Origin of the sequence: Collimonas fungivorans (assembly GCF_001584145.1) — a bacterium.
Classification (GTDB): Bacteria; Pseudomonadota; Gammaproteobacteria; order Burkholderiales; family Burkholderiaceae_D; genus Collimonas; species Collimonas fungivorans.
In genome coordinates this window covers 4,010,889-4,035,763 of record NZ_CP013232.1, presented here as the reverse complement: position 1 = coordinate 4,035,763, position 24,875 = coordinate 4,010,889, and the positions used below count along the sequence as shown (strand labels likewise).

At 60.8% G+C, this 24,875-nt stretch carries 25 protein-coding genes and 1 pseudogene; 22 read left to right on the top strand and 4 right to left on the bottom strand.

The genetic code is table 11. The features are described from left to right. Positions 1 to 155 precede the first annotated feature (155 nt). From CFter6_RS17460 to CFter6_RS17435, 6 genes and pseudogenes are all read left to right on the top strand, one after another. Positions 156 to 1,142 (top strand): YVTN family beta-propeller repeat protein, encoded by a 987-nt coding sequence (locus CFter6_RS17460; protein ID WP_236904353.1) that lies wholly within the window; start codon positions 156 to 158, stop codon positions 1,140 to 1,142. Continuing rightward, a complete protein-coding gene (locus tag CFter6_RS17455) occupies positions 1,142 to 1,987 on the top strand; it encodes a polysaccharide deacetylase family protein (RefSeq protein ID WP_236904352.1) in 846 nt (281 codons plus the stop codon). The genes CFter6_RS17460 and CFter6_RS17455 overlap by 1 nt, the downstream gene beginning before the upstream one ends. After that, a complete protein-coding gene (locus CFter6_RS17450) occupies positions 1,984 to 2,970 on the top strand; it encodes a sterol desaturase family protein (RefSeq protein WP_061541000.1) in 987 nt (328 codons plus the stop codon). The genes CFter6_RS17455 and CFter6_RS17450 overlap by 4 nt, the downstream gene beginning before the upstream one ends. After that, positions 2,970 to 3,841, top strand: a pseudogene (locus CFter6_RS17445) (EI24 domain-containing protein). The gene CFter6_RS17450 and the pseudogene CFter6_RS17445 overlap by 1 nt, the downstream one beginning before the upstream one ends. 118 nt (positions 3,842 to 3,959) lie before the next feature. Then, positions 3,960 to 4,760 carry a competence/damage-inducible protein A gene (locus CFter6_RS17440; RefSeq protein WP_061540999.1) on the top strand — a complete coding sequence of 267 codons (801 nt, stop codon included), beginning with the start codon at positions 3,960 to 3,962 and terminating at the stop codon, positions 4,758 to 4,760. A 261-nt stretch (positions 4,761 to 5,021) separates the two neighbouring features. After that, the gene (locus CFter6_RS17435; protein WP_061540998.1) at positions 5,022 to 7,625 is read left to right on the top strand and encodes a DUF349 domain-containing protein; all 2,604 of its coding nucleotides are present in this window, start codon (positions 5,022 to 5,024) and stop codon (positions 7,623 to 7,625) included. 66 nt (positions 7,626 to 7,691) lie between these two features. On the opposite strand, the gene CFter6_RS17430 is transcribed toward CFter6_RS17435, so the two are convergent. After that, on the bottom strand, positions 7,692 to 8,261 hold the full coding sequence (locus CFter6_RS17430; RefSeq protein ID WP_061540997.1) for a phasin family protein: 570 nt from the start codon (positions 8,259 to 8,261) through the stop codon (positions 7,692 to 7,694). Positions 8,262 to 8,579: 318 nt separating this feature from the next. Between CFter6_RS17430 and CFter6_RS17425 the strand changes: the two genes are divergently transcribed. Next, positions 8,580 to 9,506, top strand: a complete 927-nt coding sequence (locus tag CFter6_RS17425) for a histone deacetylase family protein (protein ID WP_061540996.1) — start codon at positions 8,580 to 8,582, stop codon at positions 9,504 to 9,506. A 3-nt stretch (positions 9,507 to 9,509) separates the two neighbouring features. Beyond that, positions 9,510 to 10,409, top strand: coding sequence for a DMT family transporter (locus tag CFter6_RS17420; RefSeq protein WP_061540995.1), 900 nt, complete (start codon positions 9,510 to 9,512; stop codon positions 10,407 to 10,409). 185 nt (positions 10,410 to 10,594) lie between these two features. Here the strand turns inward: CFter6_RS17420 and CFter6_RS17415 are convergent, their stop codons facing one another. Then, positions 10,595 to 11,377, bottom strand: a complete 783-nt coding sequence (locus CFter6_RS17415; RefSeq protein ID WP_061540994.1) for a helix-turn-helix transcriptional regulator — start codon at positions 11,375 to 11,377, stop codon at positions 10,595 to 10,597. Between the two features lie 113 nt (positions 11,378 to 11,490). On the opposite strand from CFter6_RS17415, the gene CFter6_RS17410 reads away from it, so the two are divergent. Together CFter6_RS17410 and pbpG are read left to right on the top strand one after the other, a co-directional pair. After that, on the top strand, positions 11,491 to 12,258 hold the full coding sequence (locus CFter6_RS17410; protein WP_061540993.1) for a class I SAM-dependent methyltransferase: 768 nt from the start codon (positions 11,491 to 11,493) through the stop codon (positions 12,256 to 12,258). Positions 12,259 to 12,425: 167 nt separating this feature from the next. Beyond that, positions 12,426 to 13,577: a D-alanyl-D-alanine endopeptidase gene (pbpG, locus tag CFter6_RS17405; protein WP_061540992.1), complete on the top strand. Its 1,152-nt coding sequence runs from the start codon at positions 12,426 to 12,428 to the stop codon at positions 13,575 to 13,577. Between the two features lie 122 nt (positions 13,578 to 13,699). Here the strand turns inward: pbpG and CFter6_RS17400 are convergent, their stop codons facing one another. Beyond that, complete coding sequence (locus tag CFter6_RS17400) at positions 13,700 to 14,482, bottom strand: IclR family transcriptional regulator (protein WP_061540991.1); 783 nt, start codon at positions 14,480 to 14,482, stop codon at positions 13,700 to 13,702. Between the two features lie 206 nt (positions 14,483 to 14,688). Between CFter6_RS17400 and CFter6_RS17395 the strand changes: the two genes are divergently transcribed. The 4 genes from CFter6_RS17395 (at position 14,689) to CFter6_RS17385 (ending at position 17,155) form a co-directional block, all read left to right on the top strand. Next, positions 14,689 to 15,114: a diacylglycerol kinase gene (locus tag CFter6_RS17395; RefSeq protein WP_061540990.1), complete on the top strand. Its 426-nt coding sequence runs from the start codon at positions 14,689 to 14,691 to the stop codon at positions 15,112 to 15,114. Positions 15,115 to 15,219: 105 nt separating this feature from the next. Further along, entirely contained in the window at positions 15,220 to 15,996 is a 777-nt protein-coding gene (locus tag CFter6_RS17390) for a DeoR/GlpR family DNA-binding transcription regulator (RefSeq protein WP_061540989.1), read from the top strand. A 23-nt stretch (positions 15,997 to 16,019) separates the two neighbouring features. Beyond that, on the top strand, positions 16,020 to 16,367 hold the full coding sequence (locus tag CFter6_RS26510) for an MFS transporter (RefSeq protein WP_236904351.1): 348 nt from the start codon (positions 16,020 to 16,022) through the stop codon (positions 16,365 to 16,367). Beyond that, positions 16,364 to 17,155, top strand: coding sequence for an MFS transporter (locus CFter6_RS17385; RefSeq protein ID WP_236904350.1), 792 nt, complete (start codon positions 16,364 to 16,366; stop codon positions 17,153 to 17,155). Before CFter6_RS26510 ends, CFter6_RS17385 begins: the two co-directional genes overlap by 4 nt. A gap of 6 nt (positions 17,156 to 17,161) precedes the next feature. Here the strand turns inward: CFter6_RS17385 and CFter6_RS17380 are convergent, their stop codons facing one another. Next, positions 17,162 to 17,632 (bottom strand): DM13 domain-containing protein, encoded by a 471-nt coding sequence (locus tag CFter6_RS17380; protein ID WP_061540988.1) that lies wholly within the window; start codon positions 17,630 to 17,632, stop codon positions 17,162 to 17,164. A 245-nt stretch (positions 17,633 to 17,877) separates the two neighbouring features. Here CFter6_RS17380 and CFter6_RS17375 point away from each other — a divergent pair, with 245 nt between their 5' ends. From CFter6_RS17375 to CFter6_RS17340, 8 genes are all read left to right on the top strand, one after another. Continuing rightward, the gene (locus CFter6_RS17375; RefSeq protein WP_061540987.1) at positions 17,878 to 18,894 is read left to right on the top strand and encodes a sulfate ABC transporter substrate-binding protein; all 1,017 of its coding nucleotides are present in this window, start codon (positions 17,878 to 17,880) and stop codon (positions 18,892 to 18,894) included. A 67-nt stretch (positions 18,895 to 18,961) separates the two neighbouring features. Further along, positions 18,962 to 19,552 (top strand): NADPH-dependent FMN reductase, encoded by a 591-nt coding sequence (gene ssuE, locus CFter6_RS17370; RefSeq protein WP_061540986.1) that lies wholly within the window; start codon positions 18,962 to 18,964, stop codon positions 19,550 to 19,552. Between the two features lie 124 nt (positions 19,553 to 19,676). After that, positions 19,677 to 20,672 carry a sulfonate ABC transporter substrate-binding protein gene (locus tag CFter6_RS17365; RefSeq protein WP_061542439.1) on the top strand — a complete coding sequence of 332 codons (996 nt, stop codon included), beginning with the start codon at positions 19,677 to 19,679 and terminating at the stop codon, positions 20,670 to 20,672. 10 nt (positions 20,673 to 20,682) lie between these two features. After that, positions 20,683 to 21,693 carry a sulfonate ABC transporter substrate-binding protein gene (locus tag CFter6_RS17360; protein ID WP_061540985.1) on the top strand — a complete coding sequence of 337 codons (1,011 nt, stop codon included), beginning with the start codon at positions 20,683 to 20,685 and terminating at the stop codon, positions 21,691 to 21,693. A 25-nt stretch (positions 21,694 to 21,718) separates the two neighbouring features. Then, positions 21,719 to 22,867 (top strand): FMNH2-dependent alkanesulfonate monooxygenase, encoded by a 1,149-nt coding sequence (ssuD, locus tag CFter6_RS17355; RefSeq protein WP_061540984.1) that lies wholly within the window; start codon positions 21,719 to 21,721, stop codon positions 22,865 to 22,867. A gap of 10 nt (positions 22,868 to 22,877) precedes the next feature. After that, positions 22,878 to 23,711: an aliphatic sulfonate ABC transporter permease SsuC gene (gene ssuC, locus CFter6_RS17350; protein WP_061540983.1), complete on the top strand. Its 834-nt coding sequence runs from the start codon at positions 22,878 to 22,880 to the stop codon at positions 23,709 to 23,711. A 34-nt stretch (positions 23,712 to 23,745) separates the two neighbouring features. Next, on the top strand, positions 23,746 to 24,582 hold the full coding sequence (locus tag CFter6_RS17345; protein WP_061540982.1) for an ATP-binding cassette domain-containing protein: 837 nt from the start codon (positions 23,746 to 23,748) through the stop codon (positions 24,580 to 24,582). A 55-nt stretch (positions 24,583 to 24,637) separates the two neighbouring features. Then, positions 24,638 to 24,853 (top strand): TOBE domain-containing protein, encoded by a 216-nt coding sequence (locus CFter6_RS17340; protein WP_014007004.1) that lies wholly within the window; start codon positions 24,638 to 24,640, stop codon positions 24,851 to 24,853. Positions 24,854 to 24,875: the final 22 nt, after the last annotated feature.

The following is a 24,875-nucleotide window of genomic DNA, read 5'->3' as shown; positions in this document are numbered from 1 at the left end:
TGGCCAAGTAGAGCAGTGTAAACCAAAATCCGGCCGGTAACCCGTGCTGAGGGGCAATCTAGTGTGTTGCTTCGGCACGCCGGCAAAGTCATTTAAATCTATAGGTGTGATTCATGCGCGGTAAAATAGTTGTTTTCGCTTCTCCGAGTTTCTTTATGTCCGTTGGTCGTTCCCTTATCGCCGCTGGCGGCCTGCTGGCTGCTTTTTCCACTTTCGCGGCAGCGCCTGCCGCCGCCATCGGCAATACCGTGGTTGTGCTGAATTCGCGCGACGCCACCATTACCCTGCTGGACCAGACAACTTACAAGGAAATCAATACCTTTCCGGTCGGCAAGGAGCCGCACCACCTGATGCCGACGCCGGACAACAAGTCGCTGATCGTGGCCGCCGCCACCGGCAATTCCCTGCTGTTCCTGGACCCGAAAAGCGGCCAGCTGCAGAGCCAGGTGAAGGATATTGTCGATCCCTATCAAATCGGCTTTTCGCCCAACCAGAAATGGTTCATCGCCAACGGCCTGCGGCTTGACCGCATCGATATCTACGGCTACGACGGCAAGGACCTGAAACTGGCCAAGCGCCTGCCGCTGCCGTCCATGCCTAGCCACATGGCGTTCAGCGCCGACAGCACGCTGGCGTTCATCACCCTGCAGGGCAATGATGAACTGGCCGCGGTCGACCTGGCGACGCAAAAGGTGAAATGGACCATGCCGATCGGCAAGCAGCCGGCCGGCGTCTACATGACGCCGGATAACAAATACCTGCTGGTTGGCGTGATGGGCAGCGATTATGTCGCCGTGGTCGACTGGCGCACCCAGAAGATCGTCAAGAAAATCAAGACCGGCGACGGCGCCCACAATTTCCGTCCGCAGGGCGACAAGCGCCATGTATTCGTCTCCAACCGGGTTGCCGGCAGCATCAATGTGCTCGACCTGAATACGCTGGAAAGCGTCGGCAGCATCGCCGTCCCAGGCGGTCCGGACTGCATGGAAGTGACGGCGGACGGCAAGACCATGTGGGTTACCCAGCGCTGGCTGAAGCGGGTGTCGGTAGTCGACCTGAGCACGCGTAAAGTGATCAAGACGATTGCGGTGGGGCGTTCGCCGCACGGTATCTATTTCAACAACCGCGCTTCTGAGCTGTGATGTCCATGTTTTCAGCAAGCAGGCGCAACCTGCTCACGGCAGCGCTGGCGCTGGCCACCCTGGCGCCGGCCACGCTGTCGCTGGCGCAGCCAGCCCGGGCGTGCAGCGGCACGGTCTACCTGAGTTTCGACACCGGCAGCCAGTCGCAAGCGGAGTACATCGCCCAGACCCTGAGGCGCCACCACATCAAGGCCACGTTTTTCATGGCCAATGAAAAAACCGTAAATGGCGACTACACCCTCGATCCGAGCTGGGCGCCGTTCTGGAAAGCGCTGGTGGCTGACGGCCACGCCTTCGGCAGCCATACTTTCGACCATGTGTACGCCAAGCGCGACCTGGCCGACGGCAAGATCGAGGTCAAACCGCAGTTCGGCGCCAACGGCGGCAAGCTGCTAGCCTGGACGCCGCAGCAATATTGCGACGAACTGAACCGCGTCGACCAGCGCTTCCTGACATTGACCGGCAAGCATATCGACCGTTTCTGGCGCACGCCCGGCGGCCACCTGACGCCGCATACGCTGGCGGCGGGCGAGGCTTGCGGTTATAAACACGTAGCCTGGGCCGCGGCCGGTTTTTCCGGCGACGAGCTGCCCAGCGACAAATGGCCGAACCAGCTGCTGCTGGACCGCACGCTGAAAAATCTCAAGGACGGTGATATCGTCATGGCGCACCTGGGCATCTGGTCGCGCAAGGATCCCTGGGCGCCGGCGGTGCTGGAGCCGCTGATCAGCGGGCTGGAGAAAAAGGGTTTCTGTTTTGCCACGCTGCGCGACCATCCCGCCTACAAGGGCGACCTCAAGGGACCAGCCGCGGAAGTCAAGGCCGGGAAGGGGAGGGCATCATGACGAATACTTTGGTTGACTGGTTTGCCGCGGCCCAGGCATGGCTGTTCCAGTCCGTGGTGCAGCCGCTCATGTTCCATGCCGGTTTCAGCGAATACCTGGAAGATGCTTTCGACGGCACCGAATGGTTCCTGATCGGCGTCTGCGAACTGGTCGTCCTGTTCCTTGTCCTGCGGCCGCTGGAAGCCTTGATCCCGGTGCACAGCTTCAGCGACCGGCGCGCGCGCTGGATCGATTTCCTGTACACCGTGCTGTACCGCCTCGGCGCTTTTTCGGTATTCGTGTTTTTCCTGGTCGATCCGCTGACGGCGAAAGTGACCGAGCTGCTGCACCTGCAAGGTATCAACCCGTTCAACCTGGAAAACCTGTTGCCCGGCATGAGCGACCGGCCGTTGCTTACCTTCCTGCTGTACCTGCTGGTGCTGGACCTGTGCGAATACTGCTACCACCGTGCGCAGCACAGCTTCGGCTGGTTGTGGGGTTTGCACAGCCTGCATCACAGCCAGCAAAACATGAACCTCTGGAGCGACGACCGCAACCACCTGCTCGACGGCTTGATCCATGATGTCGTCATGGCCCTGGTAGCACTGGCGATCGGCGTCGAGCCGGCGCAATACGTGCTGCTGGTGTCGATCACCCGCATGCTGCAAAGCCTGCAGCACGCCAATGTGCGGATCCACTTCGGCCGCCTGGGCGACGCCATCGTCGTCTCGCCGCGCTTTCACCGCTGGCACCATGCGATCGGCATCGGCCATGAAAGCAAGGGCACGGGCACGCTGGGCGGCCATAATTTCGGCGTGCTGTTTGCGTTCTGGGATGTGCTGTTCCGCAGCGCCTATTTCGGCAAGACCTTCGAACATACCGGCATACGCGACCAGTTGCCGACGGCAAGCCGGCCGGCGCGCGACTATGGCCGTGGTTTCTGGTCGCAGCAATGGCTGGGACTGAAACGCATGGTCGAATTTTCCAGAAGGCAGTCCCGCTGATGCGCCCGGTACTGGTAGCCTTCGGCAGGGCTCTGTTGTCGCAGCTGCATTACCGCATGCTGATGCTGACTTTCCTGCCTTTTGTGCTGTCTATCGTGATCTGGGCCTGGCCCTGTGGTGGGGCTTGCAGCCGATGATCGACTGGCTGCAAAAGAATTATTTTTCCGGCAACGGTGGCTGGGGCATTGCCAATTATGTCCCGGGCTGGCTGGGCCTGGGCGCGCTCAAGACAGTCATCGTGCCGTGGCTGGCGTTGTGGGCCTTGCTGCCGCTGATGATCCTGACCGCCTTGCTGTTCGTCGGCGCGTTTGCCTTGCCGGCTACCGCGCGCCATGTCGGCCGCCGTCATTTCCCCGATCTCGAACTGCGCCATGGCGGTTCGCTGCTCGGCAGCGCCTGGACTTCGTTTACCGCTTTCCTGCTGTTCTGCGTGCTGTGGCTGGTGACGTTGCCGCTGTGGCTGATCCCGCCGTTCGCCTTCCTGGTGCCGCTGGTATTGTGGGGCTGGCTGACGTACCGGGTGTTTGCCTATGAAGCCCTGGCAGCCCATGCCGACAAGGAAGAAATGCGGGCGCTGCTGCGCATCCATCGCTGGCCGCTGCTGCTGATCGGCGTGATTGCCGGCGCCCTGGGCGCGGCGCCGACGGTCTTGTGGCTGGGCGGCGCCTTGTGGCTGGTAGTGTTCCCCTTGCTGGCGGCCGGTTCGATCTGGCTGTATGTGCTGGTGTTCGTGTTCACCGGCCTGTGGTTCGAATACTATTGCCTGGCGGCGCTGGCCAAATATCGGGCGGCGGGCCAGGCTGCTATCATCATGGCTGGGCGCGAGGACGGCCAGGTGATCCACCAGTTGTCCGATACGCCGCAGTTGTAGGGTTCATGTGCCGGTAAAGATTCGGAGTTAAGATCTGCATGGAACGCTCACGGTGTAGTGTTGTTCATTATCTTTCTGCCAAATATTTCCATCCATCCTCAGTTAAACGGCGATCCCCATGGCAATCGGACTTATCATCATCGGCGACGAAATCCTGTCAGGCAGGCGAGTCGACAAACACTTTCCGAAAATTCTGGAAATGCTCACTGCCCGGGGCCTCGCCCTGGACTGGGCCGAATACATAGGCGACGATCCGGCCCGCATCACGGCCACCCTGAAACGCACTTTCGACAGCGAAGACATCGTGTTCTGCACCGGCGGCATCGGCGCCACGCCGGATGACCATACCCGCCAGTGCGCTGCTGCAGCGCTGGGCGTACCGCTGGTGCTGCATCCCGAAGCGCGCGAGAAGATCCGCGAACGGATCGCCGACACCGCACGCGACGCCGGACTGGAGCTGGATTACGATACGCCCGACAACTTGCACCGGCTGAAGATGGGCGAGTTTCCCCAGGGCGCCGCCATCATCCCCAACCCGTTCAACAAGATTCCCGGTTTTTCGGTACCGCACAAGGGCGCCGGCGCCCACTATTTTGCGCCGGGTTTCCCGGTGATGGCCTGGCCCATGTTCGAATGGGTGCTGGACACCTATTACGCCGACCGTTTCCACCAGAATCCGCAACTGGAACAGTCGGTGCTGGTGTTCGAAGCCATGGAGTCGACGCTGACGCCGCTGATGGAAGCCATCGAGGCGGAGTTTCCGCTGGTGAAAGTATTCAGCTTGCCGCATGTCGGCGATGGCGACACCAGGCGTCATATCGACCTCGGCGTAAAAGGCGAGCCGGTGCAGAGCGCGGCAGCGTTCAATAAGATGTTGTCCGGCCTCGACCAGTTAAAGGCAGAGTACCGGCCGGCCTAGTGTAGTGTTTCACACATAATGACACTTAATAAACGGCATCTTTTCGCGCCATGCGTCGTTGCCAATCCTCGCGATAGCCCACTATCGCTCCGGTTGACGCCTAGCCTGACACGAAAATCTACCATTTCTTAAGCGCCGTTATGTGTGAAACACTACACTAGCTGTCGTTCCCGGTTCGCTTCCTGTTTATTTCTTACCCCTTAACCAAAGCGTTTGCCGCCGGCTGTCGGCGACCATCCGCTTCTATCTGATTGGCGTCACATGTTCGGATTCCTTTTCAAGCGCGCAGAGCGCAATGCGCCGCAACCCGTTATTGCTCCCCAGGCCGCGCTACGCGCCGAAGCCCGGCAGGTATCCGACCAGGCCCGGCAGCAGGAGCTGCAGCAAGCGCAAGGCCTGGCCGATGAAGCCGCCGCAGTGGCATTCATTTTGCAGTCGGGTTTTGCCGATGCCCGCCTGTGTGCGGCGCAACTGGTGCAGTCGCAAGCGGGTTTGGAACAGGTGCTGCAAGCATGCCGCAACACCGACCGGCGCGTCGCCAAACTTATGCAGGGGCGGTTGGACGGCGCACGCCAGCAACAGCTGATCGCCGGCAGGGCAGCCGCATCCGTGGCGCAAGCCCGGCGTTTGCAGCAAGAACAGCAGCTGATGCCGAACCAGGTGGCGGAACTGGACCGGGGCTGGGACGCCAAGGATGTGCCGGCTGAATTGCAGCAGCAGTTTTCGCAGCTGCGCGCCATGCTTGCCGATCGCCTGGCAACGCAGGCCGACCTGCAGCGCAGCGCCATCGGCGCGCTGGCCGGCGTGCGCGCATTGCATCAGCAGATCAAGACGGCGACGGTGGCCGAGCAAGAAAGCCAGCAGCAACTGGATGCGCTGGAATCGCAAATGGCGGCTTGCACCAGCCACGCCGAGGCGCAGACCTTGCCGCGCCACCTGGAAGCCGAGTTTGCGCAGGAAGCACAAGCGCTGCGCAAGCTGCTGTCGGATTTGCAGCAGCACCAATCCGCTTTGCAGGTCCGCAGCGATTTGCTGGCAAGCTGGGAAACGTCCGGCGAGACACTGACTTCGGATACGCTGAAAGCCGGCTGGTCGGCCTTGCCAAAATTGCCGCCGGCCTTGCTCGATGACAGCCTGGAACAGCGCTATCAGGCGCTGCTGAAGCAGCATGCGGTAGTCGCGCCAAGCAAACCGCAGAAGATCCGGGTGTCGGTTGCCGTGGCAGAAGCAGGCGAGCGGCCGCACATCGACGAAGCCCTGGACGGCCTGGAAAAAGCGCTGGAAGACGGCGCGCTGCAAGTGGCGATGGACTTCGATAAAACGCTGCGGGCCATCGATTTCAAACAGCATAAGCCGAGCGCAATGCAGAACAGCCGCCTGGTCCAGGCGCGCGCCGAACTGACCCGGCTGCAAGGCTGGGCGCGCTGGGGCGGCAATGTCTCGCGTGAAGAATTGACCAAGGCGGCGCAAGAGTTGCCGCAGCAAGCGCTGGCGCCGGCCGAACTGGCAAAAAAGATCGGCAGCCTGCGGGCGCGCTGGAAATCCCTGGATGTCAGTTCGGGGCCGGCGCCGAAAGCCCTGTGGGAAGGTTTCGACAGCGCTTGCACCAGCGCCTATGCGCCAGTGGCGGCGCATTTCCAGCAACAGGCCGAGCAACGGCAAATCAACCAAGGCAACGCGCGGGCTTTGATCGATGAAGTGCAGCAGTACGCGCAGGCGGCGTTGACGACTGAGCAGTTAGCCAATACCGCGCAGGACTGGAAAACCATCGCCCAGTTTTGCCAGCAGAAGCAGCAGGCCTGGAAGAACCTGGGTCCGATCAACCGTAGCGAAAAAAAGACACTCGACGGCAGTTTCGCCAGCGCCATCCAGACCTTGCTGGCGCCGCTGGCGCAGCAGCAGGCCGGTGAAATCGCCAGGCGTGAACAACTGATTGCCGAAGCGGCGCAACTGCAGGCCAACCAGCGCCAGCACGGCATCGCCGACCGTGTGAAGGAATTGCAACAGCGCTGGCAAGAGCAGGCCAAGGCATTGCCTTTGCCGCGCCAGGACGAGCAGGAACTGTGGCTGCGTTTCCGCAGCGCTTGCGACACCATCTTTGCCCAGCGCAAGGAAGCCGCATCCAGCGCCGATGCCGAGCGGCGCGACAACCTGCGTTTGCGCGAAGAACAATGTGCCGCGCTGGAAGCCGCGCTGACTCAGCCTGAGGCCGAGTTGCCGAAAATCTTGCAACAGGCGCAGCAGGAATGGGCGCACGGCGGGCAGGTGCCGCGTGCGGTCCAGGCCCAGGTTGAAGCACGTTTCCAGGCCGCGCTCGGCGCTCTGCAAGAGCGGCTGGAGCAGGGACGGCGTCAGGCAGCGCTGGCGCAAGCGGATGCCTTGCGCGACAAGCTGGTCTTGTGCCAGCAGATTGAAGCCGTCATAACCGCAGCCGAGATCCCGACCGAAGCCGACTGGCGCAATCGCTGGCAGCTTCTGCCGCGCCTGGCGCCGGCATTTGAAAAAGTCGTTGCGGCGCGTTTCGAGCGTGCCTTGCAGAACGGCAGCGGCTATGCCGCCACGCTGGAAAGCCAGCGCCCGCTATTGCAGCAAGAGTTGCTGCGCGCTGAAATCCTGGCCGGCATCGACAGCCCGCCGGCGCTGTCGCGCGAACGCCTGCAATTGCAGGTCGAGGTGTTGCAGGCATCGCTGAAGGCGGGCGGGGCGGCGAGGAATATCGAGCAGCAGCTGTTGCATATCTGCGACTTGCCGGCCGCGATGGATGAGGCGACGCTGCAGCGGCTATTGCAACTGGTGGGCCAGGCCAGGCCTGCGGCGGACAAAGCAGCCGGGCAAAAAAATACCCCGGTCAGCCGGGGTAAATAACGATACCGCTATTTCAGGGTACCGAGGAGATTCAGGCTGGCGCGCCAAGCGCGCCAGCTTTGCAGATTACTTCTTCGAACGGGCAGCAGTAGCAGTCTTGGTAGCAGCTTGCGACAGCTGGTCGACAGCGTTGTTGACATTGGTTTCCAGAGTTTCAACAGCTTGCTTGGTGCTCTTGGCGAACTGTTCGTAACCGGCGTTGGCGCTGCCGATGGCCGACTTGACGAAAGCAACTGCGCCTTCTGCGCCAGGAGGCACGTTCTTCGAAGCCTGGTCGACGAATTCGATGACTTTACGCTTGGTTTCAGCAACTTGTGCTTCAGCCGACTTGGTCAGTTCGGCTTGTGTGCTGGAGGCGATGCTGGCGAAATGACGGCCGTAAGCAATCGCTTTTTCAGTGTTCGGCTGGGCCAGTGCGGCGCTCAGCGAGAAGAATTCTTGTGGGTCTTTAGCCGAAAACAACTTCTGGGTAGTGGCGTTCGAGTCTTCCAGCGAAGCCTTGGCGGCGTTCAGGTTGAGGTCGATCAGCTTTTCCACGCCGGCAAACGCCTTGGTAGTGAAATCGGTGAACAGGGCCAGGTTGGATTCGAAATTGGCTTTGGCGGCGGCTGAAAATTGTTCTGCAACGGTAGACATGGCTTCTCCTAGGATTCGATGCTGTAAAAACGACAAATAGGGCGACTCAGGGGTGGCTAAAATCTAGCCGTTGATTACGTCTGCCAAGGTCTTGAAAGCTCATTGTGCGACGCAACAATTTCATTTTAAATTATTCTGAACCGGTGTCAAGAGATTTTTTGTGCGCTGCAATATATTGTTTATATTGATTAAGACAAAGCTTATGAAATCCGTTTATTAGCATCCATTTATTAGTGCATTTTTTGTTGCCGTTTTGAGCACTCTGCCGTGTGCGTGCCCTGATGTTAGACTGACCGTTTTACCGGACCGGCGCCTATCTTGAAAGCCTTCTACAGCGACCATTTCGTGCTGCCCCTGCCAGCCGGCCATCGTTTCCCCATGCAGAAATACCGGCTAATCCACGAAGCCGCGCTGGCGGCTATCAGCGATATCGATTTCAATGAAGCGCCGACCACCAGCGACGGCGTGCTGGCGCTGGCCCACCATCCGCACTATATAAGCGCAGTCAGCGCCGGTACTTTGCCGGAGAGTGTACAAAAAGCCATCGGTTTTCCATGGACGCCGCAGATGGTGGAGCGTTCGCGGCGCTCTGCCGGCGCCACCATCGCGGCTTGCCGGGCCGCGCTGACGGATCCCGGACGGATCGCGGTCAACCTGGCGGGAGGCACCCACCATGCGTTCGCCGACCAGGGCGCCGGTTTCTGCGTCTTCAACGATGCGGCGATCGCGGCCCGGCTGATGCAGGCGGAACGGCGGGTGCAGCGGGTCGCCATCGTCGACCTTGATGTCCACCAGGGCAACGGCACGGCGTCCATCCTGGCCAACGACGATTCGATTTTCACCTTGTCGCTGCACGGCGAGCGCAATTATCCATTTGACAAGGAACGCAGCGACCTCGACGTGGCGCTGGCGGACGGCACGGGCGACCAGGCTTACCTGGGCGCGCTGCAGGATGCGCTGGCGGCCGTGCTGGGACGCTTCTCGCCGCAGCTGATCATTTTCCTGGCGGGCGCCGATCCGCATGAAGGCGATCGGCTGGGACGCCTGAAGCTGAGTTTCGACGGCCTCGCGCAGCGCGACGCCATGCTGCTGGAGACCGCAGGCCGCCACGCGATACCGGTGGCGATCGCGATGGCCGGCGGTTATGGCAAGAACATACAAGACACGGTGGCGATCCACCTGCAAACTATCTCGCTCGCAGCACACTTCGCGCGCCAGCAGGGCGCGCTTACCCAACCCGGATAATCAATGCATTCAGCCAGCCTTCCCGCCGTAGCGCCAGCCCATCGCCTGCTGGCGGCCATGCCCATGGTGTTCGTGCTGCTGTGGAGCACCGGCTTCGTGGTGGCGAAATTCGGCTTGCCGTACGCGCCGCCGCTGACGTTTCTGCTGTTGCGTTTCGCCGGCGTGCTGCTGGTCCTGCTGCCGCTGGTGTTATTAATGCGGGCGCCGTGGCCGGCAGGCCAGGTGCGGCATATCGCGCTAGCCGGGATCTTGCTGCAAGGCGGTTACCTGGCCGGCGTCTGGTGCGCCATCAAGCTTGGCATGCCGGCCGGCGTATCGGCCCTGATTGTCGGCATGCAGCCGATCCTGACAGCGTTCGCCGCGCCCTTGATCGGCGAATCGGTGCGGCCGCGCCAATGGCTGGGGCTGCTGTTGGGGATTTGCGGAGTAGGGCTGGTGGTGGCGGCAAAGATCAGCCTGATCGGCTTGTCCTGGCAAAGCATCTCATTGTGCCTGCTGGCTCTGCTCTCGATTACGCTCGGTACGCTGTACCAGAAACGCAACTGCCCGCATTTCGACCTGCGCACCGGCACCATCATCCAGTTTGCGGCCTCGATCGTGGTGCTGCTGCCGTTTGCGATTTTCTACGAACACCTGGGGCCAAGCCTGGATACGGTGCAATGGACGCCGCGCTTCGTCGGCGCCTTGCTGTGGTCGATACTGGCCTTGTCGATAGGCGCGATCTTCCTGCTGTTTGCACTGATACGCAAAAGCGCGGCGACCCGGGTCACCAGCCTGCTTTACCTGACGCCTCCGACGACGGCGCTGATGGCCTGGCTGATGTTCGGCGAAGTCTTCAACCTGCTGGGCATCGCCGGCATGGCGGTGGCGATACTGGGCGTGGTTTTTGTCATGAAAAAATGATTCGTCTGATTTTTCTATGGATGCAAAAAATGCACTCGTATGTAGGGTGGGCACGCTTTTGTGCCCACGCGGAAGTGCTACAGCGTGGGCACAAAAGCGTGCCCACCCTACTTCTTGGCTGGCCATGCGTGATAGCGTCCCCTATACCCACAGAGAAGTCTGAAGAACCAAAAAAATGAGCAATCCTAAACCGGCAGCAGCATCACCAGCTTGAGTTCGGGCCGGTTGGCCACCCGCAGGTTGACTTGGCGGTACGACAGCTGGCCCAGCACCGGATGGCTGAAGCGCCGTTCGCCGCCTTCCTTTTCCACCACATCGTGCAGGTTCCAGGCGCGCTTGAACGCGTCGCTGGCGGCGCTCAGGCGCGCCACCAGCTCGGCAATCTCTGGTTCATCCAGGTACATGCCGCAATCGGCGCGGAATTCCGCCGCCAGCCGGCTGGCGCGCTGTTCCCAGTCGCTGATCAGGTTCGTGGCGTCGGCTGTGCAGTAGGTGTATTCGAGCAGGTTCCTGCCGGCGCCTTTTTTGTCCAGCCAGCCGACGAACAAGGTCTTGGCGGCGCGGTTCCAGGCAACCGCATTCCAGTGGCGGTCCAGCAGGTAGGCCGGGGTCTTGATGGCATCGGTGACCGCCAGTATTTCAGCGGGGATTTCCTGGGCCTGCGCCTCCTGGGCCTGCGGGTCTTTTTTGCCGGACAGTTCAAACAGATAGGCGCGCTTGGCGCGCGACAGCTGCAAAGCCTCGGCGATCCTTGCCAGCGCCGCCGCCGATACCGACACGGTGCGGCCTTGTTCTATCCAGGTATACCAGGTGACGCTGATATCGCACAGCTGGGCCACTTCTTCGCGCCGCAGGCCGGGGGTGCGGCGGCGCGTGTTGCCGCCCAGCCTCAGTGCCGCAGTCGGGAGCTGGGTGCGTTGGGTCTTGATGAATTCGCCTAGTGCTTTGCGTTTGCCGGTCTGGTCCATGTTTATCCTGTTATTTATGGTACTAGTATAAACACTGGTCTTGTAACAGGATAAAAAATAATTACACTAGGAGCTGCCCTAAACGACATGACTTATTTCTGAGGAGAAAACCGATGACCGTCGCCCGCAATCACGACAAAGTAGTTTCCGAACAGTTCGGCAGCACTGCCGCCGCCTACCTGACCAGCACCGTCCACGCCCAGGGCGCGGACTTGCAGCAGCTGGCCGCCTACGCCGGCAAATTTCCGCAAGGCAAGGCGCTCGATGTCGGTTGCGGAGCAGGACACGCCGCTTTCGCCATTGCGCCGCATGCCGGCGAGGTGATCGCCTACGACCTCGCCACGGAAATGCTGGATGTGGTGCAGCAAGCCGCTGCCGAGCGCGGTTTGAAAAACCTCCACGTGCAGCAGGGCAGCGCCGACCGCCTGCCGTTTGCCGACGCCTCTTTTGAGCTGGTGTGTACGCGATTTAGCGCGCATCATTGGACCAGGCTGCCGGCGGCGCTCGCTGAAATGGCGCGGGTGCTGAAACCGGGCGGCACCTGCATCGTGATCGATACCGCGGCGCCGGAGGATGTGTTGAGCGACACGTATTTCCAGTCCATCGAGTTGCTGCGCGACACCTCGCATGTGCGCAATCGCAGCGTGCCGGGCTGGCGCCAGTTGCTGACCGAGGCCGGGTTGCGTCCCGCCGCGGATAAGAGCTGGAAGCTGCCTTTGCAGTTCGATACCTGGGTGGCGCGGATGCGTACGCCGCCGGAACGGGTGGCGGCGATCAAGTCATTGTGGGACAGTGCGCCGTCGGAAGTGTCGGCTTACTTTGAGCTGCAGGCCGATTACTCGTTTTCGATAGACGTCGTGCAACTGGAATGTTACAAATAGTCAGAATATCAGGGTCGGGAGTTGCGGTAAAATCTATCTCGCAAATTCTGGCCCAGACATCGAAAGTCGTTTAATTTAGTGCGCTAACCCTCTAATTCTCTTGCGATTTTTCGGATATTTGCCTACACTGCCACAAAGTTATAGATCGCCGCATATTGGAGCCGCAAATGGGCAAATCCGCGTTAATTGTTTTTTTGTCACTCTTCCTCGTGCTCGCGAACGCGCCCGTTGCTCTTGCTTCCGCCCAAACTAAACACAGCACCGCTAAAAAAGCCGCCAAAAAACCTGCGGCCGGCACTGCTTCAGCCAGCAAAAAAGCTGTAGCCAAATCCGGTTCCAGGAAACGTGTCGTGATCTCGGCGCGCGGCCGCAGCAATACCGCGTCTTTCAATAAAAATGAAAAGCTGGTGAAGAAAGTAGTGATGGTCCACGGCCGTCGCAAAGTGACATACCAGCGCATCGCATTCGCACCGGTAGTGCCGGCTTTGCCGCCGGTCCTGTCTGCCGGCGAGCAAGCCGGACTGAACCTGACGCGCGATCCGCTCGAATTGAAATCCAGCGTGGCGCTGGTGCTTGACCAGAACAGTTCGGAAGTGCTGCTGGATAAAAATTCCCACATCGCCTTGCCGATCGCATCGCTGACCAAGCTGATGACCAGCATGGTGGTGGTGGAATCGAAGCAGGACATGAATGAAGTGCTGACCGTGACCGATGACGACATCGATCGCGAAAAACACAGCAGCTCGCGCTTGCGCATAGGTTCGCAGTTGACGCGCGCCGACATGCTGCACATCGCCTTGATGAGTTCCGAGAACCGCGCAGCGTCTGCGCTCGGCCGCTCCTACCCTGGCGGCTTGCCGGCGTTTGTGGTGGCCATGAACGCCAAGGCCAGGGCGCTCGGCATGACCGAAACCCACTATGTCGATTCAACCGGCCTGTCGCACCTCAATGTCGCCAGCGCCCGCGATCTTTCGCGCCTGGTGATGGCTGCCTACCAGCATCCTGTCATCCGCCAGTATTCCACCGATTCCAAATATGTCGTGGAGCCGGGCGGCCGTCCGCTGCAATACTCGACATCGAATCACCTGGTCGAAAATCCCGAGTGGCAGATCGGTTTGCAAAAGACCGGATACATCAACGAAGCGGGCCGCTGCATGGTCATGCAGACCACGATTGACGGTCGCCAGATCGTGATGGTGTTCCTCGATTCGCGCGGCAAGTATTCGCGTCAGGCAGATGCAGACCGGGTCCGCAAATGGCTGGCCGATGCGCATCCTGCCACTTTGACGCGGGTCAAGATCGCCGACGGCCAGACCTAGGATTTACCCCGGGACGTAGACTAAGCAGACCGGATTATCATCCGGCATAAAAAAACAGAGTTTATTCATTGCGAATAAACTCTGTTTTTTTATGCCCGGCTTGTCTCGCTGCGATGCTGTGCTTACTGTTGCGAGGTATATCCCAGTACAGCCGAAATCTGGTTCGCGGTACTGATCAGGTCCTCCACCCATTCTTCTTGCAGGCGATCGGCCGGCGCGGAGATCGACAGGCCGGCCACCATCTTGCCGGAATCGTCGCGGATGCCGGCCGCCATGCAGCGCACGCCCAGTTCCAGTTCCTCGTTGTCGCGCGCATAACCGAGCGCGCGCACCAGGCTCAGTTCGCGCTCCAGCTTGCTGAGGTCGGTGATGGAATTCTTGTTGTGTCCTGCCAGCCCGGTGCGGGTGGCGTAGGCGCGTACCATTTTCGGATCGTCGATGGACAGGAACAGTTTGCCGGTGGAGGTCAGGTGCAACGGCGCCCGGCCGCCGATGGCGCGCACCACCTGCATGCCCGAGCGTTCTGAAAACGCACGGTCGATGTAGACGATCTCATCGCTTTGGCGCACCGACAGGTTGACCGTCTGGTTGGTCTTGCGATGCAAGCCGCGCATGAAATCGAGCGCGGCTTCGCGCACGTTGAGCCGGCTTTTGACGACGTTGCCCAGTTCCAGCAGGCGCATGCCAAGCCGGTAGCTGCCCGGCTCGGAGCGGTCGACAAAACGTTTTACCACCAGGTCGTTGAGGATCCGGTGCGCGGTCGACGGATGCAAGCCGGTGACGGCCGATAATTCTTTCAGGCTGACCGGATCAGGGTAGAGCGCCAGCGTATCGAGCAACGAGATCATGCGCTCGATAACCTGGATCGAAATCTTATCGGTGTCGTCGGTAGTAGCTGTCTTCATTGGAGTAATGGTGCATTGCAATGGAATGTTTATATCATAATGTGAAAAGTTATGCTTCGCTATTGTCATCGATTAGAGTGCATTCACGAGCCGGTAAGATCCCTGTTTTCAAATGAAAAGCATTTAGCGTGCAGCGCAGCAAGGCTGTTAAAATTCGTTAACGCAAACCGGCGTTTCCATCACATCAAGCTTAGATCCAGCACAGCATGAGCGAAAACAAGCAATCATCGCGGCCGCAAGACGCGCCGCAGCAGCCGATTAGCGAATTCAAGAGCACCAGCGGATTCAAGAGGATTTTTTCAGCTTTCTTCTATTCGGCGGAAGGTTTCAAGTCAGCCTGGAAAAACGAGCATGCATTCCGCCAGGAACTGATGATCGTCATCCCCGGCATCATTGTCGCCTTGCTGCTGCCGGTGACGCCGCTGCAGAAACTGCTGCTGATCGCGGTGCTGGTCTGGATCATCATCATCGAGCTGATCAACTCGGCGATTGAAGCGGTGGTGGACCGGGTTTCGCTGGAACGCAATCCGCTCTCCAAGAACGCCAAGGATTTCGGCAGCGCCGCAGTGCTGCTGACTTGCGTGCTGGCTGTCGCTACCTGGGCAGTGATTCTTTACCCTCTCTTGACCTGATCTCAATTTCTTGCAGGCGCCGGGAAAATATGCCGGCAGCAAAAACTTGCCCATGATTGCACGTTTGTGTATATTTATACGTGTTTATGCATGATGTGAGGCTATATGAATACTGCGAATCTGCTGCTCAAGGAGCGCCACGCGCTTATCCAGCAACGGCTGCTGGCGGACGGCCGGGTGCTGGCGTTGGATCTGGCGCAGCAGCTGAATGTTTCCGAGGACACCATCCGGCGCGATTTACGCGACCTGGCGGCGGCCGGCCTCTGCACCAGGGTATATGGCGGCGCCTTGCCGCCGGCGCCTGCCGCTACGCCGCTGGCCGAACGCAGCAAGCTGGCGCCGCAGCGCAAGGCACGGCTGGCGCAGGCGGCGGTAACGCTGGTTTCCGGCGGCAACGTGCTGTTCATCGACGCCGGCTCAACCAACCTGGCCATCGCTGCGGCGCTGCCGCAGCTGCCGATGACGGTGCTGACCAATGCCGCGGCAGTGGCGCTGGCGCTGCTGGAGCGGCCGGAGATCGAGCTGATCATGGTCGGCGGCCGGGTCGATGCCCGCAGCGGCGCAAACCTCGGCGCCGCCGCCCTGCGCGATGCCGAGCGGATGCGGCCTGACATTTTCTTCCTCGGCGCTTGTGGCGTCGATGCTGAAGCAGGGCTGAGCTGCTTCAACTATGAAGAGGCCGAATTCAAGCGCAGCCTGGCGGCTGCCAGCAAGGCGGTGCTGGTAGCAGCGAGCAGGGAAAAAATCGGCACGGCAGCGCCGTTTGCGGTGTTGCCGCCTGAGCATCTGACATACCTCGTGCTGGAGTCCGGCGCCGATCGCAGGCAGGCGGCGCAATTCGGCCGGCAAGGCGTGCAACTGCTGTATGCCGAGGCCGTATGATCAACCACGCGGGAAGCAATGCCATGAATGCTATCGGTCCCAAACGGCGCTACGCCACGCGGCTGGCGTTTCTCTGCGCCGGACTGGCGATGTCTGCCTGGGCGCCGCTGGTGCCGTATGTGAAAGCGCGGCTGGGCGTGGGCGAGGCTGAGCTTGGCTTGCTGCTGCTTTGCCTGGGGGGCGGCTCGCTGCTATCGATGCCGGTGACCGGCATGCTGGCGGCGCGCCTCGGTTGCCGCCGCGTGGTGCTGAGCGCCGGTGCGCTGGCTTGCCTGATTCTTCCCTGCCTGACGCTGGCAGCCAGTCCGCTGCAGCTGGGCACAGGCTTGTTTTTTTCGGCGCCGCCATCGGCACGCTGGATGTCGCCATGAATGTGCATGCGGTGATGGTGGAGAAGGCCGGCGGCGGCGCGCTCATGTCGGGTTTCCACGGCATGTTCAGCGTCGGCGGCTTTGTCGGCGCCGGCGGCATGGCGTTGTTGCTGTGGCTGGGCTTGAGCCCGTTGATGGCCAGCGGGCTGGCGGCGCTCCTGGTTGCTGCGCTATTGCTGCTGGCGGGACCGCACTTGCTGCGCGCGCCGGAGGCGGGCGAACGCGGCGCGCTGTTCGTGCTGCCGCATGGCGCCGTGATCTTCATCGGCGTGCTGTGCTTTATCGTGTTCCTGGTGGAGGGCGCGATCCTGGACTGGAGCGCATTATTCCTGACCGCCACGCGCGGACTGGACGCCAGCCAGGGCGGCTTCGGCTATGCCGCTTTCGCCATCGCCATGACTTGCGGCCGCCTGACCGGCGACCGTATCGTGCGCCGCTTCGGCGCTAAGCGCGTGCTGCTGCTGGGCGGTTTGTGCGCCGCCGGCGGCTTCTTTGTCGCCATCTCTGTGCCGAACGCCGGCGTGGCGCTGGCCGGTTTCGTGCTGATCGGCCTGGGTGCTTCCAATATCGTGCCGATCCTGTTCAGCGCCGCCGGCAACCACGGCGCCATGCCGGCCAGCCTGGCGATCGCGGCCATCACCACCATCGGTTATGCCGGCATCCTGGCTGGCCCAGCCTTGATTGGTTTCGTGGCGCATGCCAGCAGCCTGAGCATCGCCTTCGGCGGCCTTGGCTGCGCATTGCTGCTGGTGGCCTCCAGCGCCTATCTTGGGGTGGCCAGGAACTAAGGGGTCCTAACGGAACTGCGCGGCGCTGATGAACTGCGAGTAAGTTTCGCACCAGATGACGACTGTGTTGTATTTGGCCAGGTCAAGCGGCTGCGCCGGCTTGACGATAAAACGCTCGAAAGTTTTCACTTCCCCAACGCGCAGGGAGCGCTCCTTGAGCTTGAGGAAATCGGCCTTGTTGTCGACATATGCGGATGTCAGGTACACCTTGTAGTCAGGACCGGGGGCGATGCTACCTTCGAAGGCAATCGTGTCGTCGCTGAGGGTCACCGTGCCTTGCGCCCAATGCAGGAAATCGCTTCCCGGCAAATCCTTCTTGAACACCCCGCTATGGCGGGCCGCGCTGCCGGCCTGCCTGAACTCGGCCGCGCTCGGCCCGGCGCCGGCGGTGAGAATCGGCAATAGATAGATGCCGCCGGCAAAACCAATGGCGACAGCCAGCAGGTGGGAGGCGAAATAGGCAAGGAATCTTTTCATGTATGGTCTCAGGAGGAATGGACAACGCTGTTGTTGTCTAGTCGCCCGATGTTGCGATTCCTTACAGCTTGTCCAGCTATATGCTAATTCAGCGGGAATGAAGCTCCTCCTTATTCATCCGCCCGGTCCATACATATCTGTTTTTTGCATAAGGAGAGAAGAAAGAATTCGTTTTGTTTTCCAGGCCGCCTCATTAATCTGTATTCCTCAAAACAAAAAACATTCACAAACAAGGGAAGCAGAACATGTTGAAGAAAATAGTCAGGTCGGTCATCGCCATCGCCTTGGTAGCCCAGAGTGCGCAGATTGTTCATGCGGCTGATTTTTCGCTGCTCAACGTTTCTTACGATCCGACACGTGAGCTGTACCAGGAGTACAACAAGGCCTTTGCCAAGTACTGGAAAGACAAGACTGGCGACAATCTCACCCTGAAGGCGTCGCATGGCGGCTCCGGCAAGCAGGGGCGCTCGGTGATCGACGGCCTGGAGGCCGACGTGGTGACCCTGGCGCTGGCTTACGATATCGACGAGATTTCCGAAAAAGCCAAGCTGCTGCCGGCCGACTGGCAAAAACGCTTGCCGCATAACAGCACCCCATACACTTCAACTATCGTGCTGCTGGTGCGCAAGGGTAATCCCAAGGGCATCAAGGACTGGGACGACCTGGTCAAGCCTGGCGTATCGGTAGTGGTAGCCAATCCGAAAACTTCCGGCGGCGCACGCTGGGCCTACCTGGCCGCTTACGGTTATGCGCTGAAGAAGAACAATAACGACGACGCCAAGGCGCGCGATTTCATCTCGCGCCTGTACAAGAACGTGCCGGTGCTGGATTCCGGCGCGCGTGGTTCGACCGTGACGTTTGCCGAGCGCGGTGTCGGCGACGTGCTGCTGTCGTGGGAAAACGAGGCTTACCTGGTGGAAGCGGAATTCGGCAAAGGCAAGTTCGATACCGTGTTCCCGTCGCTGAGCATCCTGGCGGAACCGCCGGTGGCTGTGGTCGACAAGGTGGTCGACAAGCGTGGCACACGCAAGATTGCACAAGCCTACCTGGAGTACTTGTACTCGCCGGAAGGCCAGGAAATCGCTGCGCACAATTACTACCGTCCCATCGATCCTAAAGTCGCGGCCAAGTATGCCAGCAAGTTTCCGAAGCTGAGCCTGTTCACCATCGACGACACTTTCGGCGGCTGGAAAAATGCGCAGAAGACCCACTTCAGCGACGGCGGCGTGTTCGACAAGATTTACCAGCCTGGCGTGAAATAAGCCGGTTGGCCGGAATGACCATGATTCAGCCGCCCTGCCTGTCAGGGCGGCTTCAAGATTGCTACAGATGACTATTTTGCTATTGGCCGGCAGCCCGTCCGCGCCTTCGCGTTCTACCCGCTTATTGCATTACACAGGTGAAAAGCTGGCCGTGCTGGGACATCGCTACAGCAAACTGGACGTGCGCGACCTGCCAGGCGATGCGCTGTTGCGGGCCGATTTCAACCACGCGGCGATCCAGGCCGCGCTGGCGCAGGTAGCGCAAGCCACAGCGGTGGTGGTGGCGACGCCGGTCTACAAGGCTTCGTACAGCGGCGTGCTGAAAGCGTTCCTCGACCTGCTGCCGCAGTTCGGCCTGACCGACAAGCTGGTGCTGCCGCTGGCCACCGGCGGCAGCCAGTCGCACATGCTGGCGCTGGATTATGCCTTGCGGCCGGTATTGTCGTCGCTGGCGGCCAAGCATGTACTGCCTAGCATCTATGCGACGGAAGCACAGGTGCAGTGGTCGGAGCAGGAGGGATTGAGCCTGGACCAGGCGATCTTCCAGCGGATTAGCGAAGGCGTGCAGCAGTTGTCGGACAGCTTGCTGGCGCTGCACAAGACCGGCAGCAACCATTTCGATCCGATTCCGTTTTCGCAGGTGCGATGTAGCGTGTAGCAGGAAATCCAGGCGAATCAGCTAACCGGATCAGATAACTAAGCAACTTACCCGCCCAGCGTTTGAAAAATCTGCCTTGACCGGCGGCGGGGATCGTTTTGTCCAAAAAAACAGGAAGCATGCAATGACAGTCTCGACCAGCAACAAACACACAAGACGCCACGTGCTGGCGCTGCTCTCCGCAGTCGCCGCCGGAGCGTTTTCCGCCGGCTTGCCGCTGCTGGCGCAGGCGCAGGACAAGCAGGTGCTGCGCATCGGCTATCAGAAAGCCGCCAGCACCCTGGTGCTGCTGAAAGCCCATGGCACATTGGAAAAACGCCTGGCAGCACAAGGCATCGAGGTCAAGTGGGCCGAGTTCACTGCCGGCCCGCAACTGCTGGAAGCCTTGAATGTCGGCTCAGTCGATTTCGGTTATGTCGGCGAAGCACCGCCTATCGTGGCCCAGGCTGCCGGCGCCGATTTTGTGTACAGCGCTTACGAGATCCCGACGCCGGAAGCGGAGAGCATCCTGGTGCCGAAGAATTCGCCGATCACTTCGCTGGCGCAGCTGAAGGGGAAGAAAATCGCCTTCAACAAGGGTTCCGACGTGCACTGGCTGGTCATCAGCCTGCTGAAGAAGGGCGGCGTCGCCTATAACGAGTTCCAGCCGATCTACCTGGCGCCGGCCGACGCCCGTGCCGCTTTCGAGCGTGGCGCAGTCGATGCCTGGGCAATCTGGGACCCGTTCCAGACGGCAGCGATCAAGCAGATCGACGCCCGTGTCCTGGCGAGCGGCAGCGGCGTCGTCAGTCATCACCAGTTCTTCCTGAGCGCGCGCAAGTACGCGGAAAAGAACCAGGCGGTAGTCAACGCCATCCTGGAAGAAGCCGGCAAGGAAGGGCAATGGATACGCGCCAACTACAAGGAAGCGGCGGCGCAGTTGGCGCCGATCCAGGGGCTGGAGCCGGATGTGATCGAAACCGGCCTCAAGCATTACGCCCACATCTACAAGCCGGTCGACGGCAAGGTGCTGGACGAGCAGCAGAAGATCGCCGACACCTTCTATGAGTTGAAACTGATTCCCAAGAAGATTTCGACGCGCGACGCGGTATTGCCAGCCAAGCTGGCAGACAAATCCTGAGGCCGGACCCATGTCTATCTCTTTGTTCCGCCGCCGCTCCCTGCAGAAAATCCGCCGCGCAATGGCGCTGCCGCTGTTGGCTGCACTGCTGAGTGCATCGCCGCTTAGCCAGGCGCAGCCCGCAGCCAGGGAGCCCGAGCAGATACGCATCGGCTTCCAGAAAAGCGCGGTCAACCTGGTGGTGCTGAAGCAGCGCAGCACGCTGGAGCAGCGCTTCAAGAACAGCAAGATCGTCTGGCTGGAATTTCCGGCCGGGCCGCAACTGCTGGAAGCCTTGTCTGCCGGCAGCCTGGATTTCGGCCTGACCGGGGATGGCCCGCCGGTATTTGCGCAGGCGGCCAACAAGGATCTGCTGTACGTCGGCGCCGAGCCGCCGAAACCTGAGAGCTCCGCGCTGCTGGTGCAACCCGCTTCGGACATCAGGACGCTGGCCGACCTGAAGGGTAAGCGGATCGCCTTGCAAAAGGGCTCCAGTGCGCAATTCCTGCTAGTGCGGGCGGTCAAGAAAGCCGGCCTGGCCTGGACCGACATCCAGCCGGTCTACCTGGCGCCGGCCGATGCGCGCGCAGCATTTGAACGCGGCAGCGTCGACGCCTGGGCGATCTGGGATCCGTATTACGGCGCCGCCGAACTGAGTTTCAAGCCGCGCGTCCTGAGCACCGGCAGCGGCCTGTCGAACAATAATTCGTTCTACCTGGCGGCGCGCGGGTTTGCCGAAAATTATCCGGGCACGGTATTGAACCTGCTGGATGAACTGACCAAGGCCGACCGCTACGTGCAGCAAAACCGCAAGGAAGTAGCACAGCTGATTGCCGATGTGAGCGGCTTGAACCTGGCGACGGTGCACCTGTTCCTGAGCCGCCGTCCCAATCCGTCGCCGACTGCGGTGCTCAGCCCGGCGCTGGTGGCCGACCAGCAGCGCGTCGCCGACAGTTTCAAGGAACTCGGCCTGATTCCGCGCGCGGTCAAGGTGGCCGATATTGTCTGGCATCCCAAGAGCGCGCCATTGGCGCAGCAATAAAACACATTTATATACGGAAGCAGTCATGAACGTTTTCTGGTTTATTCCCACCCACGGCGACAGCCGTTACCTCGGCACCTCGCAGGGCGCGCGCCCGGTCAACTTCGATTACATGAAGCAGATCGCGGTGGCCGCCGACACCCTCGGTTACGACGGCGTGCTGCTGCCTACCGGGCGCTCTTGCGAAGATGCCTGGGTGGTTGCATCCAGTTTGCTAGGCTTCACCCAGCGCCTCAAATTCCTGGTGGCGATCCGTCCCGGCCTGAGCACGCCTGGCCTGGCGATCCGCATGGCGTCAACCTTTGACCGGCTGTCGAATGGCCGCCTGCTGATCAATGTGGTGACCGGCGGCGACCAGGCCGAGCTGGAAGCGGACGGCTTGTCCGCCGACCATGCCGAACGTTATGAAATTTCCTCCGAGTTCCTGAAAGTATGGCGCGGTGCCTTGTCGGGCGAAGGCGGCGAGGCCGGTTATAACTTCATCGGCAAGCACATCAAGGTCAAGGGCGCGAAGACTTTGTATCCGCCGGTGCAGAAACCGTATCCGCCTTTATATTTCGGCGGCTCTTCGGAACCGGCGCACGAGCTGGCGGCGGAGCAGGTCGATGTTTACCTGACCTGGGGCGAACCGCCGGCCGCAGTCGCCGAAAAGATTGCCGACATCCGCGCGCGCGCCGCCAAGCATGGCCGCACCGTACGTTTCGGAATCCGCTTGCACGTGATCGTGCGCGAGACCAGCCAGGCGGCGTGGGCGGCAGCCGAGGAACTGATCAGCCATGTCGACGACGATGTGATTGCCCGGGCCCAGGCTGCATTCTCCAAAATGGATTCGGAAGGACAACGGCGCATGGCGGCCCTGCATGGCGGCCGCCGCGACAAGCTGGAAGTGTCGCCCAACCTGTGGGCCGGCGTCGGCCTGGTGCGCGGCGGCGCCGGCACTGCGCTGGTGGGCGATGCGGAAACCGTGGCGGAACGGATGCAGGAATATGCGGCATTAGGCATAGACACCTTCATCCTTTCCGGTTACCCGCACCTGGAAGAATCCTATCGTTTTGCCGAGCTGGTTTTCCCTTTGCTGGGCAAAGGGCGCGCCGCCAGCGGAGAGCAGGCGCTGACGGGGCCGTTCGGCGAAGTGATCGCCAACGGCTTGTTGCCGAAGGCATCGCAGAGTTGATGGAGCCGACATGAGCGCAATCAGTAGCACCGTAGCCGCACAGCGGCCGCAAGCGAAGGCAGGGAAGGCCAAGTCCAAGGCGGCGCAAATCTGGAAGGAACGCCTGTTGCCCTGGCTGCTGCCGGCGGCCTTGATCCTGGGCTGGGAATTCGCCGCCAAGGTTGGCTGGCTGTCGAGCCGGATATTGCCGGAGCCTTGGGCAGTAGCGCGTGCGGCCTGGTCGCTGACGCTGTCCGGTGAACTGTGGACACATGTGCGGGTCAGCGCCTGGCGCGCGATTTCCGGCTTTGCGGTGGGCGGCGGCCTGGGTCTGTTGCTGGGTTTGCTGACCGGCACTTTCAAGCAGGCTGAAACCCTGCTCGACACCAGCATCCAGATGATCCGCAACATCCCGGCCCTGGCCCTGATTCCGCTGGTGATCCTGTGGTTCGGCATCGATGAATCGTCGAAGCTGTTCCTGGTGTCGATAGGGGTGTTTTTCCCGGTCTACCTGAATACCTTCCATGGCATCCGTTCGGTCGACAAAGGCTTGATCGAGATGGCCAAGAGTTATGGCCTGTCCGGCTGGCCCTTGTACCGCGACGTGATCTTGCCGGGAGCCTTGCCTTCGATACTGGTGGGCGTGCGTTTTGCGCTGGGCCTGGTGTGGGTCTTGCTGATCGTCGCCGAGACTATTTCGGCGCAGGCCGGGATAGGCTACATGACCATGAATGCGCGCGAGTTCCTGCAGACCGACGTGGTGCTGGTAGGCATCCTGCTGTACGCCTTGCTGGGCAAGCTGGCCGACATCCTGGCGCGCGTGCTGGAACGTTACTGGCTGCGCTGGCATCCCGGTTATCAATGAGTGTGCAGTACAAGTTAATCAAGGTGGAAACACGATGCAGAATGATCCAGTCGAAAATGCCGAAGTAAAAGCCGCAGGCCAGCTTGGCGCTGGCCGTGGCGTCGGCATCCGGGTGCGCTCGGTGTCCAAGTCATACGCCGGACGCGAAGTGCTGAAGACGCTCAATGTCGAAGTCGCCGCCGGTGAATTCGTCGCCATTGTCGGCCGCAGCGGCTGCGGCAAGAGCACCTTGCTGCGGCTGATTGCAGGGCTGGAGCAGGCCAGCGGCGGCAGCATCGGTTTCGGTGCGCAGGGTGAAAAGCCGGAAATCCGCATCATGTTCCAGGATTCCCGGCTGCTGCCGTGGAAGCGGGTGTTGAACAATGTCGGCCTCGGCTTGCCGAAAGCCTCGCTGGCTTCGGCCAAAGCCTTGGCGCAGGTCGGCCTGGAAGACCGCGCCCACGAGTGGCCGGCGGTACTGTCCGGCGGCCAGCGGCAGCGGGTGGCGCTGGCGCGGGCGCTGGTGCATGACCCGGAACTGTTGCTGCTGGATGAGCCGCTCGGCGCGCTGGATGCCTTGACCCGGATCGAGATGCAGCAGCTGATCGAAGCGCTGTGGAAAGAACGTGGGTTTACCGCCGTGCTGGTGACGCATGACGTGCAAGAGGCGATTGCGCTGGCGGACCGCGTGCTGCTGATCGAAGACGGCGAAATCACGCTGGACGAACGGATCAGCTTGCCGCGTCCGCGTGCACGCGGCAACCTGGCTTTTGCGCAGCTGGAAGAACGGATACTGGCGCGTGTACTGAAACACCCGGCGGCACAGCCTGATTCGGCGCTAGGCGATGTTTCGCTGCAGCGTACGGTCAGCCAGGTCGGCTGGGCTATCTGATTTTTGACGAATTTTTTGACGAATTTTTTGCAGCCGCATTACCAAAGGAGAAACCATGAGCATCCAGGCAATTAACGTCCGCAACCAGTTCCGCGGCAAGATCCACAGCATTACCGAGGATGACGTGCTGTCGGCGCTCGATATCGAAACCCCTTCCGGCATCGTCTCCTCGGTCATCACTACCCGTTCCGTGCGTGATCTCGGCCTGGTGGTCGGATCTGAAGTGGTGGCGCTGGTGAAAGCCACCGAAGTATCGCTCGCCAAACTGTAATTCTGCACTCGGCGAATCTCGT